The 15,146-nt window shown below is 59.0% G+C and carries 16 protein-coding genes; 7 read left to right on the forward strand and 9 right to left on the reverse strand.

Annotated features, from left to right (window positions below; all coding sequences use genetic code 11):
• Nucleotides 1-55: 55 nt before the first annotated feature.
• Nucleotides 56-475, forward strand: a complete 420-nt coding sequence (locus JQR86_RS18305) for a hypothetical protein (protein WP_010796570.1) — start codon at nt 56-58, stop codon at nt 473-475.
• A gap of 33 nt (nt 476-508) precedes the next feature.
• Nucleotides 509-946 (forward strand): hypothetical protein, encoded by a 438-nt coding sequence (locus JQR86_RS18310; RefSeq protein ID WP_197872369.1) that lies wholly within the window; start codon nt 509-511, stop codon nt 944-946.
• Here JQR86_RS18310 and JQR86_RS18315 read toward each other — a convergent pair.
• Nucleotides 943-1,176: a DUF1161 domain-containing protein gene (locus JQR86_RS18315; RefSeq protein WP_407362687.1), complete on the reverse strand. Its 234-nt coding sequence runs from the start codon at nt 1,174-1,176 to the stop codon at nt 943-945. The genes JQR86_RS18310 and JQR86_RS18315 overlap by 4 nt on opposite strands.
• Before the next feature lie 156 nt (nt 1,177-1,332).
• Between JQR86_RS18315 and JQR86_RS18320 the strand changes: the two genes are divergently transcribed.
• Nucleotides 1,333-1,983 (forward strand): hypothetical protein, encoded by a 651-nt coding sequence (locus tag JQR86_RS18320; RefSeq protein ID WP_434154023.1) that lies wholly within the window; start codon nt 1,333-1,335, stop codon nt 1,981-1,983.
• A 1-nt stretch (nt 1,984) separates the two neighbouring features.
• Here JQR86_RS18320 and JQR86_RS18325 read toward each other — a convergent pair whose 3' ends face one another.
• On the reverse strand, nt 1,985-3,214 hold the full coding sequence (locus JQR86_RS18325) for a nucleoside recognition domain-containing protein (RefSeq protein ID WP_434154024.1): 1,230 nt from the start codon (nt 3,212-3,214) through the stop codon (nt 1,985-1,987).
• Between the two features lie 224 nt (nt 3,215-3,438).
• Between JQR86_RS18325 and wrbA the strand changes: the two genes are divergently transcribed.
• Nucleotides 3,439-4,035 carry an NAD(P)H:quinone oxidoreductase gene (gene wrbA / locus JQR86_RS18330; RefSeq protein ID WP_150348269.1) on the forward strand — a complete coding sequence of 199 codons (597 nt, stop codon included), beginning with the start codon at nt 3,439-3,441 and terminating at the stop codon, nt 4,033-4,035.
• Nucleotides 4,036-4,282: 247 nt separating this feature from the next.
• Here wrbA and JQR86_RS18335 read toward each other — a convergent pair whose 3' ends face one another.
• Together JQR86_RS18335 and JQR86_RS18340 are read right to left on the reverse strand one after the other, a co-directional pair.
• Nucleotides 4,283-4,444 (reverse strand): DUF1328 domain-containing protein, encoded by a 162-nt coding sequence (locus tag JQR86_RS18335; RefSeq protein WP_010796564.1) that lies wholly within the window; start codon nt 4,442-4,444, stop codon nt 4,283-4,285.
• A 298-nt stretch (nt 4,445-4,742) separates the two neighbouring features.
• Entirely contained in the window at nt 4,743-4,988 is a 246-nt protein-coding gene (locus JQR86_RS18340; RefSeq protein ID WP_010796562.1) for a hypothetical protein, read from the reverse strand.
• A gap of 526 nt (nt 4,989-5,514) precedes the next feature.
• On the opposite strand from JQR86_RS18340, the gene algB reads away from it, so the two are divergent.
• On the forward strand, nt 5,515-6,858 hold the full coding sequence (algB, locus tag JQR86_RS18345; protein WP_010796561.1) for a sigma-54-dependent response regulator transcription factor AlgB: 1,344 nt from the start codon (nt 5,515-5,517) through the stop codon (nt 6,856-6,858).
• Complete coding sequence (locus JQR86_RS18350; RefSeq protein WP_150348270.1) at nt 6,855-8,645, forward strand: ATP-binding protein; 1,791 nt, start codon at nt 6,855-6,857, stop codon at nt 8,643-8,645. The genes algB and JQR86_RS18350 overlap by 4 nt, the downstream gene beginning before the upstream one ends.
• Nucleotides 8,646-8,675: 30 nt before the next feature.
• Here the strand turns inward: JQR86_RS18350 and JQR86_RS18355 are convergent, their stop codons facing one another.
• Entirely contained in the window at nt 8,676-10,049 is a 1,374-nt protein-coding gene (locus JQR86_RS18355; protein ID WP_434154025.1) for an MFS transporter, read from the reverse strand.
• Nucleotides 10,046-10,843 (reverse strand): siderophore-interacting protein, encoded by a 798-nt coding sequence (locus JQR86_RS18360; RefSeq protein ID WP_037029906.1) that lies wholly within the window; start codon nt 10,841-10,843, stop codon nt 10,046-10,048. Before JQR86_RS18360 ends, JQR86_RS18355 begins: the two co-directional genes overlap by 4 nt.
• A gap of 55 nt (nt 10,844-10,898) precedes the next feature.
• Between JQR86_RS18360 and JQR86_RS18365 the strand changes: the two genes are divergently transcribed.
• Nucleotides 10,899-11,327 carry a MarR family winged helix-turn-helix transcriptional regulator gene (locus JQR86_RS18365; RefSeq protein WP_286787239.1) on the forward strand — a complete coding sequence of 143 codons (429 nt, stop codon included), beginning with the start codon at nt 10,899-10,901 and terminating at the stop codon, nt 11,325-11,327.
• On the opposite strand, the gene JQR86_RS18370 is transcribed toward JQR86_RS18365, so the two are convergent.
• The 3 genes from JQR86_RS18370 to JQR86_RS18380 all read right to left on the reverse strand — a co-directional run bounded on the left by JQR86_RS18370 (nt 11,324) and on the right by JQR86_RS18380 (nt 15,123).
• The gene (locus JQR86_RS18370; RefSeq protein WP_313550251.1) at nt 11,324-12,103 is read right to left on the reverse strand and encodes an N-acetylmuramoyl-L-alanine amidase; all 780 of its coding nucleotides are present in this window, start codon (nt 12,101-12,103) and stop codon (nt 11,324-11,326) included. The two genes, JQR86_RS18365 and JQR86_RS18370, sit on opposite strands and share 4 nt — an antisense overlap.
• A gap of 43 nt (nt 12,104-12,146) precedes the next feature.
• On the reverse strand, nt 12,147-14,237 hold the full coding sequence (locus tag JQR86_RS18375; RefSeq protein WP_434154026.1) for a diguanylate cyclase: 2,091 nt from the start codon (nt 14,235-14,237) through the stop codon (nt 12,147-12,149).
• Between the two features lie 256 nt (nt 14,238-14,493).
• Nucleotides 14,494-15,123: a thiol:disulfide interchange protein DsbA/DsbL gene (locus JQR86_RS18380; RefSeq protein WP_010796554.1), complete on the reverse strand. Its 630-nt coding sequence runs from the start codon at nt 15,121-15,123 to the stop codon at nt 14,494-14,496.
• Nucleotides 15,124-15,146 lie beyond the last annotated feature (23 nt).

The raw sequence follows: 15,146 nt of genomic DNA on the forward strand, positions 1-15,146 counted from the left end.
AGGAAGGAAGCCGAGAATCCTGCCCCGTTGCATTACCTTTGTCTGGAGCTCACTCATGCGTCGTATTCTCCTGTTGTGCCCTGCCCTGGCACTGACTGCCTGTTCCCTGATGCCGCTGCCCAAGCCGGACCCTTCCCAGGCCTGGATCGACCTCAAGACCGAAAAACCGGATCTGCTCCAAGCCCAGCAAGCCGATCGCCAGACCCTTGAGGACGACCGTTACTTCCAGGTGCAACCCGGTAGCCATGATCTTCAGGTGCGCTACCAGTTCAAGGTCGATCCGGCCAATATCGGCCCCAGTGCCACGCCCCTGGTCCGCACTTGCCTGCTCAATGTCCATTACAAGGATTTCTCGGCGGGCGAACGCTATCGGCTACAGGCTGAGCAGGCCGGGTTCCGCGCCTGGGCCAAGCTGTACGATGCCAGTCAGCAGGAAGTCGCACGGGGTGGAGAAAGTCGCTGCGGCGATGTCTAATCGATATTCTCAGACTCGCTCGGGCTAAAGGCCATGAAAAAGCACCTGTTGTTCGCCGCCGTACTGCTGGCAGGCTGCGCCAGTCCTCTTCCGCCCAAGGACCCCAATATGGCCTGGGTGGATCTGCACATGCAGATGGCCTCGGTAGGCAACGTGCTGATGGCGGATCGTCTGGATGGCAAGCGGCTCGACGATGGACGCTATTTCCAGGTCTCGCCCGGCACGCATGAGCTACAGGTTCGCTATCAGTTCGAGCTGGGTGGCATGGTTCCGGGCGGCGGCATGATGGGCTTTGGCTACGAGCCGGTGGAGATCAACTGCTACATGATCGTCCAGTACGGTGATTTCAAGGCAGGCGAACGCTACCGCATCGAGGCGTCAGCCTACATGGACCAGCCCCGGCTGGAGCTGCACGATAGCCGGGGGCAGCCGGTTGGAACGGTTCGTCAGCGTCAGTGCATCCCGCTCTAGCCGTCGTTACGCTGGTAAATGATCTTCTTGGTGCCGTTTTCACAGCTGCCCACCACCATGTTGGGATCGGTGACGTCTGCGTTCGGTACGATTTCCAGCGTGTACGCGCTGACTCCGGCGGCCTGGATCTTCACTTCGATCTCAGACTTGAGCTGATCGCATGGTAACGGGGCCGCCCAGAGCGGGGCTGTAAACAGGCTGGCTGCAACGAACAATCCAAGCGTTTTCATGGTTTCACTCCTTGAGCGGGAAATGCCCTTCTTGGTTTTTGACTAGGGCCGTCACATTGAGTTTCTAGTACCCGATCACGGAAAGGCAACACGCGGGGAACCAGCCTACCGGGGACTCTTCCAATAAGGTGCAAATTTTCCCTTAAAGGTAGCCCAATGCTGGATTGGTTACGCGAGTACCGTGACGTCCTGACGCTGTTCATCTCCGGTTGCACGTTGCTGGTATGGATCTTTTATGCGCAGCTGCTGCTGAGCGGCTTCAAGCGCCAGCGTCAACCGCGGCTCATTATCAACCGCGGCGCCGGCAAGGGGGTAGGCGCCCTGTGCCTGCTTTCCAACATGAGTGCCGAGCCGATCTTCATTAACCAGCTGATCGTGCACCTGCACACCTCGCACGGTACGCTCAAGGCGGATGTGACGGATGTCCGTGAAAGCAGCGAGGATGATTTCGATCAGGACGTCGAGTTGTATAAAGCCACCCGCCAGGGGCCGCTGAAGACCGGTGACTTTACACATATTGGCACCTTTCAGCGGCTGATCGCCCGTGTAGCCGCAGCTCACGAAGTAGAACTCAATGGCATGCACCCGCCGGAGGGTTGGGTATTTAATGGCCTGGAAATCCACGTAATCGCGTTTTACGGGTCTGACAAGCATCCCATTGGCGTACGTCGCCGCTTCTTGCTCGGGCAATACGATGATCACTACTGCTCGTTAATTGCAAAGAGTCGTCAGACGGAGCAATTCACGAGCCGCCGCCAGCGCCGCATCGTTCGCAAGCACTGGATGTCGGAATTCGAAAACGGCTAACTCAGCCGAAAAACCAATAGCAGACCAGGATGGACGCCAACACCCCGGCACCATCGGCCAACAGTGCACATCCGACGGCATGGCGAGCCCGCTGGATTCCTACCGAGCCGAAGTAGACAGCCAGCACATAAAAGGTCGTCTCGGTACTGCCTTGGACAGTGGCCGCAATCAGGGCTGGAAAACTGTCCACACCTTTGGCCTGCATCGTCTCGATCAGCATGGCGCGGGCGGCGCTGCCCGAAAACGGCTTGACCAGTGCTGTAGGCAGCGCATCGACGAAGCGGGTATCCCAACCCAGCCAGCCCATGGCATGGCGAACACCGTCAAGAATGATTTCCAGTGCGCCTGATGCCCGTAACACGCCCACCGCGCACAACATGGCAACCAGATAGGGCAACAGGTTCTTGGCAACCTCGAACCCTTCTTTTGCACCCTCGACAAAGGTTTCGTAAACCGGCACCCGCTTGAGCGCGCCAAAGATCAGGAACATCAGGATCAGGCCGAACAGCACCAGATTACCTAATAGCGACGACAATGCCGCCAGGGCCGTTGCCGACAAGGTGACCAGAATGCTCATGAAGCCGCCCAGAAGCAGTGCGCCGCCACCCAGCCACGCCAGGACGACCGGATCCCACAGCTTGAGCCGTTGCATGAACGAAACGGATAGCAGCCCGACCAGCGAGGAGACACTGGTCGCCAGCAGGATAGGCAGAAAGACCAGGGTTGGATCAGGCGCACCCTGTTGGGCGCGATACATGAAGATAGTGACGGGCAGTAACGTCAGGGAGGATGCATTCAGCACCAGAAATAGAATCTGTGCATTACTAGCCGTTTCCGGCTTGGGGTTCAGGTCCTGTAAAGCCCGCATGGCCTTGAGGCCAATGGGCGTAGCCGCATTATCGAGCCCCAGGCCGTTAGCCGCAAAGTTGAGCGTAATCAGCCCCAGCGCCGGATGGCCGGCAGGCACTTCCGGCATCAAACGGCGGAACAGCGGCCCAAGGACATGAGCCAGCTTTTCGACCAGCCCGGCCTTCTCGGCAATACGCAGGATACCCAGCCAGAGCGTCAGTGTGCCGAATAACAGGATCATCACCTCTACCGACAGCTTGGCCATGGCAAACAGGCTCTCGACCATGGCTGCAAACACGCCTGCATCGTCTCCGATCAACCATCGTCCCAGCGCACTGATCGCCGCCACGATGAAAAAGCCCAGCCATAACCCGTTCAGCATGATGCATCTCCCCGAAACCAGCCGGGGATGATACGAGGGTTGACTCCCGATGGCGAAGGTCGAGCAGCCCTGCGCCTGTAAAAAGTCGAACGCTTCGATAGGTATCAACCACAATTGAGACGGTTCAGGAAGAGAAACCTGCCGACGATTCCTGACCGCTGTTGTCCTTTCTTAAGCCATCAAAAGGCCGTCACGCGGCCCTCTGTGTTAATCAAGGAGACGACATGAAGAAAGTTCTGGTTCTGTACTATTCCATGTATGGACATATCGAGCGCCTGGCTGAAGCCATGGCAGAAGGTGCGCGACGTGTACCGGGCGTTGAAGTGACGATCAAGCGCGTCCCCGAAACCATGCCTGAAGACGTGGCCCGCAATGCTGGCGCCAAGCTTGATCAGGCAGCGCCGGTCGCCACGCCTCAAGAGCTGGCTGACTACGATGCAATCATCTTCGGAACACCGACCCGTTTCGGCAACATGGCGGGCCAGATGCGCACCTTTCTCGATCAGACGGGCGGTCTGTGGGTCAAGGGTGCATTGGTGGGCAAGCTGGGCAGTGTGTTCGTTTCGACGGGAACCGGGGGCGGTAGTGAGACTACCATTACGTCCTTCTGGAACACGCTGGCGCACCATGGCATGTTGATTGTCGGTATGCCTTATACCGACCCCATGCTGGCGGATATTACTGAAGTGAGGGGAGGCTCGCCTTACGGCGCAGCCACGCTGGCAGGAGCCGATGGCTCTCGATTGCCCAGCGCCAAGGAACTACAACTGGCGAGCCATCAGGGCGAGCATGTCGCCAAGCTGGCGGTAAAAATGCAATAACCCAAAATTATGTCCCCCAGGCGTTTTAGTCCTCAAGACCCACGGTCGAGGCCCAAAACGTCTGGGGGATATATCGTCCAGCCTGGCTCGTCTCAACGAAGGTACTCCCTGTACCCTGAGGATGCTCCTCTTACCGCAAAGCACCCAAGCCCCTTGGCCTAAACGCCCCGACAAGTCGGGGCGTGTGTTCGGTCAGGTCATTAAACCGGCCTACGGCTACGATTTGATGACAATCGCAGGCCCTGTGTCAGGGTCGGCGGCGACCGAAGAAGAAGGACACCACAAACAGGATCAGGAACAGAACGAACAGGATCTTGGCAATACCTGCTGCTGTACCGGCGATGCCGCCGAAGCCCAAAACACCTGCGATGATAGCGATGATTAGAAACGTGATAGCCCAGCTCAGCATGATGATTCTCCTCGTCTTACTTTTCTCTGGTTTCTAGTTTGGATTTCTAGTTGATTATCGAGACACACTTACTTTCTCAGGCCAGGCCGACTGTCTTATCCGAGACTCTCTGGCACCGCTTTCCGAGAAAGATAGGCTCCTCGGTATGGATACTTCTAAATCGCGTGTGTTCCGGCTATCCGTCTGTTTTAACGCACGGCCAATCAAAATCATGCTGGCTACAAGGCCCAATAGAACTATCGCGCTGGCGAAGGTCAAAGCGAAGGTTGTGTAGGTCCCGGACATCGCAAGCGTCTCCTTAGAAAACCCAGCGAGTCTGACGGGGGAAACGGTCAACAGTAGATTGAGCCGGAATGGCTTTTTGCTGCTCGACGCTTACATGGCTTGCCAGAGGCTTGGCCGCCGGTGCCTTCACTTCAATGTGAGGTACGGCTTGCGGAGCAGCAACAGGAGTAGAGGTATGGCCAGTGGTGAACAGCACTGCTGCTACACCTGCGAAGAATGCCGAACAGATCATATTGTTACGTGCAATCTGGCTGACCATGGGTTTACTCCTTCAACTGTTATTGGCCGTTTCAGGCTCTATGCAAGAGATATTGCAGACGGCATGCCAAGTTTTTGAATAAAAAAAATCCTTTAAAATCAATAAGTTAAAAATTAGATCCGCTTTCTGCCGCTTGCATACTGCAAGATGCAGGGTTTCAAGCATTGCGTTTTGCATGATGCCTATAGAGAAAAACTGACCGTCCTGGCGAACTTCTCAAGCCAAACGGCCTCTACTTGTGTTGCCTTCCTTAAAGGAAAAGGCGAAACCTCAGCGTCAGTGCCTCGTTGTCTGTACCGAATTCCTGGCCGGATCGGTAGTAAGGCTGGTGTTTTTCGAGGCTTCCCTGCAATTTGCATGGCCCCTCCTCCATCTGCCCCTGTCAGCGCGTCATGACATCTCATCAAAAGACTTGCATCGTTTGTCGTGCATATTGCAACTTGCACGACTTACAACTGACTAAGGCACAGACCTCCCGCCCCCTTCTGTTTATATAGGTGCGGGATGTACCTACGGAGAACATTCCATGGATCAACCGAGCGGAAGGATTCTTCTCGTCGATGACGAGGCAGCGATCCTGCGTACTTTCCGTTTCTGCCTTGAAGATGCTGGTTATAGTGTCGCTACGGCCAACTCGGCCGCTCAGGCCGAGGCCCTGCTGCTGCGGCAGGTATACGACCTTTGTTTTCTCGACCTACGCCTGGGCGAGGACAACGGTCTGGATGTATTGCAACAGATGCGTATCCAGGCACCCTGGATGCGGGTAGTCATCGTTACCGCCCATTCGGCGGTGGATACAGCTGTCGATGCCATGCAGGCTGGTGCTGCCGATTACCTGGTTAAACCTTGCAGCCCTGATCAGCTGCGCATGGCCGCGGCCAAGCAGCTGGAGTTTCGCCAGCTGTCCGCTCGCCTTGAAGCGCTCGAAGGTGAAGTACGCAAGTCCAGCTTGGGTCTGGAATCCCGTAGTCCGGCCATGATGTCGATACTGGAAACGGCCCGACAGGTCGCTACGACCGACGCCAATATTCTTATTCTGGGCGAATCCGGTTCCGGCAAGGGTGAGCTGGCCCGCTCCATCCATGCCTGGAGCCGCCGCGCCAAGAAAACCTTTGTCACCATCAACTGCCCGTCCCTGTCCGCCGACCTGATGGAAAGCGAGTTGTTTGGCCACACCCGCGGCGCGTTTACCGGAGCCAGTGAAAGCACCCTGGGTCGCGTCAGCCAAGCCGATGGCGGTACTCTGTTTCTCGACGAAATCGGTGATTTCCCGCTTGCCCTGCAACCCAAGCTGCTGCGCTTCATCCAGGATAAGGAATATGAGCGGGTGGGCGATCCGGTCACGCGCCGTGCGGATGTACGCATTCTTGCCGCGACCAACCGCAACCTCGAGCAGATGGTGGCCGAAGGTGAGTTCCGCGAAGACCTGCTCTACCGCCTGAACGTCATCGTGCTGACCCTGCCGCCGCTTCGCGAGCGTAAGGAAGACATCATTGATCTGGCCGAGCGTTTCCTGGCCCGCTTCGTCAAGGACTATGGCCGTCCGGCCCATGGATTCAGTGAGGAAGCCAAGGAAGCGCTGCGCAAGTATGACTGGCCCGGCAACGTCCGCGAGCTGCGCAACGTAATCGAGCGCGCCAGCATTATCTGCAGCAAGGATCTGGTGGACGTTACCAACCTTGGCCTGACCGAACAGCCCAGCTCCGCCAGTAGCGCTCCGCGTGTGGGTGAGACCATGAGCCTGGAAGCGCTCGAGAAGGCGCATATTGCGGCGGTCATGGCGACAAGCGAGACGTTGGATCAGGCCGCCAAAATTCTCGGCATCGACTCGTCGACGCTCTACCGTAAACGCAAGCAGTACGGGCTATGAAGCTTCCGATAAAACTTAGGACACGCCTGTTCCTGAGCATTTCCGCGCTCATTACCGTTGCGCTGCTCGGACTCATTATCGGGTTGGTCAGTGTCCTGCAGTTCTCCAATAGCCAGGAGAGTTACAACAAGCACACGCTGCTGTTCATCAACGCCTCACTGGGCATGCGGCAGGAGCTGAGCAACGAGCTGTACTCGCTCATGGATGGGGCGCCGGACGCTAATCAGCTTCGCAATCATGATCAGGAGTTTCGCAACTACCTGGCCACGACCCAGAGCCTGGTCAGCCATCCGGACGATATCCAGCAGCTGAGTCAGCTCGAGAGCAAGTACAACCAGTACTACAAGATGCTGGGCAATCCACCGGATGGATACTCTGCGCTCAGGGAAAACAAGATTTTTCTGGACCTGGTCAACAGCCTGCGCAATCAGGTGTATGACCTGCAGACCAGCTTTATCAGCGACATGGACAGTACCCAGCAGCACGCCCATAACCGGGCCACGCTGATTGCCGTGCTGCTGGGGCTCGTCGGGCTGGCTATCCTGGGGATTGGATTTGCAACGGCCAACACCATTGCTCGTCGCTTTGGCGGTCCCATCGACTCGCTGGCCAAGGCAGCCGACCAGATCAGCCAAGGGCATTTCGACATTACCCTGCCGACCTCCAAGGTGACCGAGCTGGCCTTGCTGAGTCGCCGCTTCGGCTCCATGGCCGAGTCCCTGCGTCAGCTGAGCCAGACCAACATCGAGGCCCTGGTGGCCGGGCAACGTCGTCTTCAAGCGGTGCTGGACAGTATCGACTACGGCCTGATCATCCTCGACTACCTCGGACATATCGAACATGCCAACCCGGTGGCGAACCGTCAGCTAGGTTGGGATGACGAGCGTCAGGGTCAGCTCCTGGGCGCGGCCCTGCAACGCCCGGATATCGACGAAGCCGTCCAGCGTGTCCTGTCTGGCAAGACGCTGGAAGCTGTCCCGGAAGATCTGCAGATCGATATTGCGGGTGAGACACGCCTGCTCGCCTGGACAGTCACGCCGGTCAACCATGCCGACGGCCGCAGCGTTGGTGCCTTGATGGTCCTGCGTGATGTGACCGAGCAGCGTGCCTTCGACCGGGTCCGCAACGAGTTCGTCCTGCGAGCCTCCCATGAGCTACGGACGCCGGTAACCGGCATGCACATGGCCTTTGCCCTGTTGCAGGAGCGCCTGAAGTTTCCCGAAGACTCGCGCGAGGCTTACCTGCTGCAGACAGTGGATGAAGAAACCCATCGCCTGGTCCGCCTGATCAACGACCTGCTGGACTTCTCACGCTACCAGAGCGGCCTGCAACGTCCTGAGAAAGTCCCGAGTGAAGTCAGCGAGCTGCTCGATCAGGCCCGCGCACGGCATGCCGATGCCGCTCGGGACAAGTCGGTCGAGCTGGTGGTGGAACTGCTGCATACCCCGCTTCCCCGCGTCACGCTGGACCCGGCACAAATGGGCCGGGTGCTGGACAACCTCATCAGCAATGCCCTTCGCCATACGCCTGCGGGCGGTCGCGTCTCGCTTCAGGCCATGCGTCAGAACGATCGCCTGCTCATGGCTGTACAGGACAACGGTGAAGGGATCGCCTATGCCCAACAAGGCCGGGTATTCGAGCCGTTTGTGCAGATTGGTTCCAAGAAAGGCGGTGCCGGTCTTGGCCTTGCGCTCTGCAAGGAGATCATTCAGCTCCATGGCGGGCGTATTGGCGTCGTCTCGCGACCGGGCCAGGGTACGCAATTCTTCATGACCCTGCCGACCTGAACGCAAAAGCCGCCCACCGGGCGGCTTTTTTCATGCCTTGTCTTCCTGGGGCACGTGCCAGTTGATCCAGGCCGCCAGCAGACCCAATGCCGAAGCCAGGGCCAATCCCAGACGAGGCGCTCCCTCCGGCCACAGATGCAGCAAGATGGCCAGCGCGGCGGCGCCCAGGGCCATGCCGGTTTGCCGTGCAGTCGCCTGCATGCCTCCTGTCGCTCCGGTCCGGGAAGACGGCGTGGACGTCAGCATGACCCGGTTGTTGGGCACCTGAAAAAAGCCGAAGCCCAGCCCGCCGATGATCATGAAAGCCACCAGTGGGCCTTGCCCTTGTGCCAGCGGCCAGACCGCGGTAATTCCCAATCCCAGGGCGATACCCAATCCACCCAGCATGCACAGTGTCTGGGGGCGGTAACGATCCGCCAGACGCCCGGCGACCTGAGCGGCCACGGCCACCGTCAGCGGCCAGGACAGCATCAGCAAGGCTACGTGTACCGGTGTGAGCCCCAGCTGATGCTGCAGGTAAAACGGAATAGCCAGAAAGCACAGCATTTGTGCAGCGAACGAGCAGATGGACGCCATGATCGCATGGCGGAACGCTGAGTGTTCAAGCAGATCCACCGGCAGCAGCGGCGCCGTCTGACCCCGTTCACGACGTAACAACCCCCACAGGCAGCCGACCGCCACGAGCAATAGCGCAGCACCTTGCAGGGGCTCTATTGCCAGTCGCTCAAGCCCACCGATGGCACCGCAGAACAAGCCGACATTGAGCAGTGCGCTGAATGGATCGATACGGCGCTGCGCCCGTGGGTTATCCGGCAAGGCCTTGAGCAGCATCAGAACAGCCAGTCCTATGGGCAGATTGATCGCAAACAGCCAGGGCCATCCGCCCAAGGCCAGGATGCCGGCGCCCAGGCTGGGTGCCAGGGCTGATCCCAGGGCAACGCAAAGCGCATTGATACCGATGCCCCGTCCCAGCAGATGCCTGGGATAGGTCAGCTTTACGATGCCAGCGCTGACACACATGATGGCAGCAGCCCCAATGCCCTGAAGTGCTCGCGCCAGCACCAGCCAGAAGAGATCCGGCGCCAGGGCACACCCGAGCGACGCCAGGCTGAACAGACAGACCCCGGCGCCGAATACACGGCGCAGACTGATCCGCTCAGACAACGCTGCCAAGGGCAGCAGCAGGGCCACCAGCGCCAGCTGATAGGCACTGACGATCCAGACTGACTGCGCGGCGGAAACATCAAGTGCCTGGGCAATGGTAGGCAGCGCCAGATTGGCAATACCCGAATCCAGAACCGTCATGCTGATGGCCGCCAGCAGCGCCGCAATGGCCTGATAGCGCCGGGGCGTTGGCAGGCCATCACTGCCCGCAGGAGCTGAGGAAGAGGTGGTTGTGTTCAATCTTCAAGCTTCACGTGCTGATCGCTTTCGCCGCGTTTCCAGTAGCCGGCTGCCTTGACCCATTCGCGAGGCAGTCCGTGCTGTTCGATCATCACCTGCCGAGCGGCGCGTGCAGCACCGGCTTCACTGGCGATCCAGGCGTAGCCTTCACCTGCGGGCAGTTGCAATCGCGCCAGCGAGTCCGCCAGCGAATCACTCGTCGTCTCGCGGTAGACCCAGATCAGCGTCACGGCCGCCTGACTCGGCAAGGGGATTTCGCCGCCTGGTCGGGCTACCTCTACCAGCGCAATAGCTGTCTTGTCGGCGGGCAGCTCCTCAAGACGGCGTGCCATGGCCGGCAGGGCCGTTTCGTCACCAGCCAGCAGATACCAGTCAAAGTCGCTGGGCGGAAGCATCGAGCCTCTGGGACCGCCAATGACGATCTCGTCACCCGGCTGGGCCTGGGCAGCCCACGCGGTGACTACACCTGTTTCGTGCAGGTAAAAGTCGATGTCGAGTTCACCGGTAGCAGAGTCATAGCGGCGCGGCGTGTAATGGCGGCCCACAAGTCTATCCAGCGGAACGCTGCGGATAGGCGCCCCATCGGCTGGGAGAAACAGTTTGATATGGTCATCGAAGGCCGGGCTGTTGAAATCCGCGAGATCCGGGCCGCCAAAGGTCAGGCGCAGCATATCGCCACCCAGGCTTTCACGGCGTACGACCTGGGCCCAGCGACGTTTGAGTTCATGGCGGACGCGCTGAAAAACGTGACGTGTACTGGAATCTGCCGTGCGGCTATGAAATGATGCAGTCATTAAAGAGGACCCATTCATTGAGGTTCCTCACTATATTCAAGATAAGTGATGCACCATGTCAACCATTTTTGAAATTGCCGAAGCCCTGCACGACATCAAGCGCAGCATGCGTCAGCATCTGGATAGCGCGCTGCAAGCCTCGGGGCTCTCGTTTGCCCGTTATAAGGTCATGAGCCTTCTGGATAAGCTAGGCCCCTGTCGCCCCGGTGTGCTTGCGGAACATTTGAAGCACGCGCCCCGCACCCTGACAGATGCCATTGATGCACTGGAACGTGACGGACTGGTTCGCCGTGAGCCCCACCCGGATGACCGCCGGGCGGTCCTGGTGTACCTGACTGATGCGGGCCGGCATGCGCTTACGCTCGCGCAGGCACCCCGTCGGCAGGCGTTGGAGGCTGTCTTTGCACCGCTTGAAGCCGATGAGCAGGCGCAGCTGCTGCGCCTGCTAGGCAAGGTTCGTGACGCGAACCCGAAGGGAGGTTAACGGCCCGTTGGCAGGCTGAGCAGCAAAGCTGCCGTCTGCAGATCCGGCTCACCGTCGAATCGACCTGGGCGGTACTTCATCTGGAAGGCCGCAATCACATCGCGGGTCGCCTTGTCCAGCAGGCCGGTCTGCGGTACGGCATAACCAACACGGGCCAGCTGCTGCTGGAACCACGCAGGCGGAGGGAGAACGCCACCCAGGCTGGCCTGCCGCTGTGCGACCGTGGCCGGTGTTGGCCAGTTGATGATACCGGCAGCGGCCAGACGCGCCCAAGGGAACATCGGGCCCGGGTCCTGCTTGCGGGACGGTGCGATGTCGCTGTGGCCAATCACGGCATTCGGCCCCAGGCGGTGACGCTGCTGGATATCTTTGAGTAGCGGGATAAGCGCCTTGATCTGCTCTTCCGTGAAGGGATACCACTGACGTCCTGTGGGCGTGTCACGGAAGCCCAGGTTTACCATCTCGATCCCGATGGACGTCGCGTTGAGCCAGGTCCGCCCTTCCCACTCACTCTCCCCGGCGTGCCAGGCACGGCGATTTTCGTCGACCAACCGGTAGATCGTGCCGTCCCGGTCAATCATGTAGTGGGCGCTTACACCGCCATGGGTCAGCATGGCCAGGGAGCGTTGCGAGTCCGATGCGGTGTAGTGCAGCACGATGTACTGCACACGACTGTCCTGATCCTTGGCCGTGTGATCCGTATTGATGCGAAGCCCGCCGGCACAACCGGCGAGCAAAGTGCTGAAAAGCAATAACAAAGGCAGTAGCAGACGCATGACGCAAGAACCTCGGACAACTTTTGTAGGGTATGGCAGGCCGTCAGGCCAGCTCGATTCGGTTCCGCCCTCCGCGCTTGGCGCGGTAAAGCGCCTGATCAGCACGTTCGAAAGCCTGCTTGCTGCCTTCGCCTGTCTGGAACGCCGTGAGGCCGGCCGAGCAGGTTATGGTGACGCGCTCGCCCTTGAAATGAAATGGGCAGGCTTCAATGGCTGCACGTAACGCCTGAATCAGGGGCTCGCCCTCCTCCATGGACGTGTTAGGCAACAGGACGACAAATTCCTCTCCGCCGAAGCGCGCGATAAAGTCGGTCCGCCGTAACTTCTTGCTCAACTGGGTGCCGATGATCTTGAGCACCTTGTCTCCCGCCAGATGGCCGAAATCATCGTTGACCCGCTTGAAGTGATCCACGTCGATCACTGCCAGCAGCAGACTGTTGTGGTAACGCTGCCAGAGCGAGACCTCGGCATCCAGGCGCTCGGTCCAGGCCGCACGGTTAGGCAGGCCGGTCAGCGGATCGGTCAGAGCTTTCTTGCGCTGCTCTTCGACGTGGGAGCGATAGTCGTTGGCCTCCTGCTCCATGCTGACCACACGCTCCGAAAGCGTTTTCAGCCGCTCGGCCATTTCCAGCTCGCGCGCCTCACGCTGTTGCTGATACTGCTCCATGTGAGTCAGCATGCCATCCAGGCGGCTTTCCAGCGCCTTTTTCACATTATCCGGCTCAGCGGCTTCCTGCACATGAGTCTGCAGGTCGCTGACCTGCTCACGGAGCTCTTCGCTGAAGGAGCGCTCTTGCTCACGAGCCTCGTCATGGCCTTCGTTGACCTGTTGCAGGTGATTCTGGAAGCTGTCCAGGCGCTGATTGAGCTGCTTGAGATAGCCCTCGAACTCGCGATGGCCTTGGTCGTTGAGTGAAAGCACCAGGCCCGACAGGTCATCCAGCAACGGCACCAGCTCATACCAGTTCAACCGTCCGAACATGCGCTGGCGCAGGGCTTCAGCCTGCGGTTTGTGGCTATCCGGCAGCTGCAGCTCGTCCAATAGATGAATCAGCGTCGCCTCGATATGCGGAGCGATAGCGCTGTATCCAGGCTCTGGCGGTGGTGGCAGATCAAAATGGGACTCGTCTGACGTAACTTCAGCCGTAGCCATTTTAGACTGCTCGGCCTCAGCACTTTCCATGACTTGAGACGGCTCTTCTACTGCGGCTTCTAGCTCGGCGGGCTTCCCGTCTTCGACAGTAGCGGTTTCAATAGCAGTTTCTGTAGGCTCAGCGACCTCAAGCTTATCGGCCTCAGCCTCAACGGCTGTGCTGGCTGGCGTCTCGCTGGGTACATCCGGTGCGATGGCAGCAATCGGCGCAGCCTGAGCAGTAGGCTCGGCAAGCGGTTCCTGCTCGACCGCAGAGCTGGCTCCCTCGATCGGCACAGTGATAGGCGAGGGCTGAGGCGCCTCTGCTACGGGCAGTACGACTTGCTCAGGCTTAGCGGGCTCCGCAACCACCGGCAGGTCGGCAGCGCTCGAAGCCGGCTCGTCATCCAGGTCGTCTTCGTCATCCGCCTCGTCATGCCGGGCCGGTACGGGTTTGGCAATAACAGGCGCCTCCTCCTTTCCCTTACCCAGCAGCCGCTCCAGAAAACCAGGCTTATGGGGCTGGGCATTGGCCTGAGCCTCCAGGGCCTGACGCTGCAGTCGGCTCAACTCGATCACCAGTTTGGGGAAATCACCTGGCTGCTCGGCTGAATTGGCCGCCTTCTTGGCAAAGCGCTTCAGCGACTTGCGGATATCCCGAGGCAGCGGTAGCGCCATCAGCATATGAGACAGGTCCGCAAAGGCCTTGGCTGCATGCTCGGCGCGCTCGCTACGGCGACGCTCCGACTCGAGTACAGTTTTCTCCAGACGCGGGATCATGCGTGAGAGCTCGTCGTCCATGTTCTCGTGGCGCAGGATATTGCGCAGATCATGGAGACACTCATCCACAGCCTTGTCGTTGCCTTCGGCTGCGATACTGGTGCGGGTCAGGCCACGGCGTACCAAGTCAAGACGCGCTTCCCAGCGCGCCTCCACTTCTTCCTGGCGCTCGACGACCTCCAGGTACTTGTTTTTCCAGCGTTCGAGATCGTCCTGGCTCATGTCAGGCCCCGAGAAAAGAGCATGGGTAAATCTAAAGCGTTATGCATGTTTTAGCAGACGCCACAGGTTGTATCGCTTCGATAAGGTTCATGGCAGTTGTAACGGCCGAAATAACCCGGCCTTTAACGTACACAGCAGAAGTGTGATACAGGTTGTAAATAGCGACAGATTTACGCCAGCTGGTTGGGCAGCATAGAAGATCCAGCCAGCAGCGCCGCCTGGAAGGGCCCGCCAGAATGGCAGGCCCGGCAGGGTATTACTTGGCGGCGCGTTCCTTCTGGATCAAGAAATCAGCCACTTGCAGGGCCTGGTCCGGACCACCTGCGCTACCCAGGTCAAAGCGGTATTTACCGTTGACGACCATGGTCGGAACGCCGCTGATCTGGTAGGCCATTGCCAGTTTCTTGTCCTTCTCGACCTGTCCCTTCACAGCGAAGGAATTGTAGGTGCTCAGGAATTTCTCGCGATCAACACCCTGATTGGCCAGAAAGTCCGCCATCTCCTCAGGAGTGGCCAGCTTCTGTTGGCCGTTATGAATGGTCGCAAAAATCGCCTCATGCACCTTCTGCTCGACGCCCATAGCCTCCAGCGTCACGAACAGCTGGCCATGAACGTTCCAGACACCACCAAACATGGCCGGCACGCGACGGAAACTCACATCGTCAGGCAGCTTTTTGGCCCAGGCATTCAACGTCGGCTCGAAGGCATAGCAGTGCGGGCAGCCATACCAGAACAGTTCGACCACTTCGATCTTGCCCGGTGTAGCCACTGGGACCGGGTTGCTCATTTCCGTGTATTGCTTGCCAGCCTCAATCTCCTGGGCGTTGGCAAACGTACCAAACAGGCCGGAAAAGGCTAATACAGCGGTAAGAATCAGGTTACGCATTAATCTACTCCTGGGCTGAAAGG

Source organism: Pseudomonas sp. JZ134 (assembly GCF_051027695.1).
In the GTDB taxonomy this organism is placed as follows: domain Bacteria; phylum Pseudomonadota; class Gammaproteobacteria; order Pseudomonadales; family Pseudomonadaceae; genus Chryseomonas; species Chryseomonas luteola.

Excerpts from the sequence above, each read along its gene's own strand:
- JQR86_RS18320 (WP_434154023.1), top strand. The coding sequence starts at position 1,333 with ATGCTGGATTGGTTACGCGAGTACCGTGACGTCCTGACGCTGTTCATC.
- JQR86_RS18375 (WP_434154026.1), bottom strand. The coding sequence starts at position 14,237 with ATGAGCCAGGACGATCTCGAACGCTGGAAAAACAAGTACCTGGAGGTC.
- wrbA (WP_150348269.1), top strand. The coding sequence starts at position 3,439 with ATGAAGAAAGTTCTGGTTCTGTACTATTCCATGTATGGACATATCGAG.
- JQR86_RS18305 (WP_010796570.1), top strand. The coding sequence starts at position 56 with ATGCGTCGTATTCTCCTGTTGTGCCCTGCCCTGGCACTGACTGCCTGT.
- JQR86_RS18380 (WP_010796554.1), bottom strand. The coding sequence starts at position 15,123 with ATGCGTAACCTGATTCTTACCGCTGTATTAGCCTTTTCCGGCCTGTTT.
- JQR86_RS18335 (WP_010796564.1), bottom strand. The coding sequence starts at position 4,444 with ATGCTGAGCTGGGCTATCACGTTTCTAATCATCGCTATCATCGCAGGT.
- JQR86_RS18315 (WP_407362687.1), bottom strand. The coding sequence starts at position 1,176 with ATGAAAACGCTTGGATTGTTCGTTGCAGCCAGCCTGTTTACAGCCCCG.
- JQR86_RS18370 (WP_313550251.1), bottom strand. The coding sequence starts at position 12,103 with ATGCGTCTGCTACTGCCTTTGTTATTGCTTTTCAGCACTTTGCTCGCC.
- JQR86_RS18360 (WP_037029906.1), bottom strand. The coding sequence starts at position 10,843 with ATGACTGCATCATTTCATAGCCGCACGGCAGATTCCAGTACACGTCAC.
- JQR86_RS18350 (WP_150348270.1), top strand. The coding sequence starts at position 6,855 with ATGAAGCTTCCGATAAAACTTAGGACACGCCTGTTCCTGAGCATTTCC.
- JQR86_RS18310 (WP_197872369.1), top strand. The coding sequence starts at position 509 with ATGAAAAAGCACCTGTTGTTCGCCGCCGTACTGCTGGCAGGCTGCGCC.
- JQR86_RS18340 (WP_010796562.1), bottom strand. The coding sequence starts at position 4,988 with ATGGTCAGCCAGATTGCACGTAACAATATGATCTGTTCGGCATTCTTC.
- JQR86_RS18325 (WP_434154024.1), bottom strand. The coding sequence starts at position 3,214 with ATGCTGAACGGGTTATGGCTGGGCTTTTTCATCGTGGCGGCGATCAGT.
- JQR86_RS18365 (WP_286787239.1), top strand. The coding sequence starts at position 10,899 with ATGTCAACCATTTTTGAAATTGCCGAAGCCCTGCACGACATCAAGCGC.
- algB (WP_010796561.1), top strand. The coding sequence starts at position 5,515 with ATGGATCAACCGAGCGGAAGGATTCTTCTCGTCGATGACGAGGCAGCG.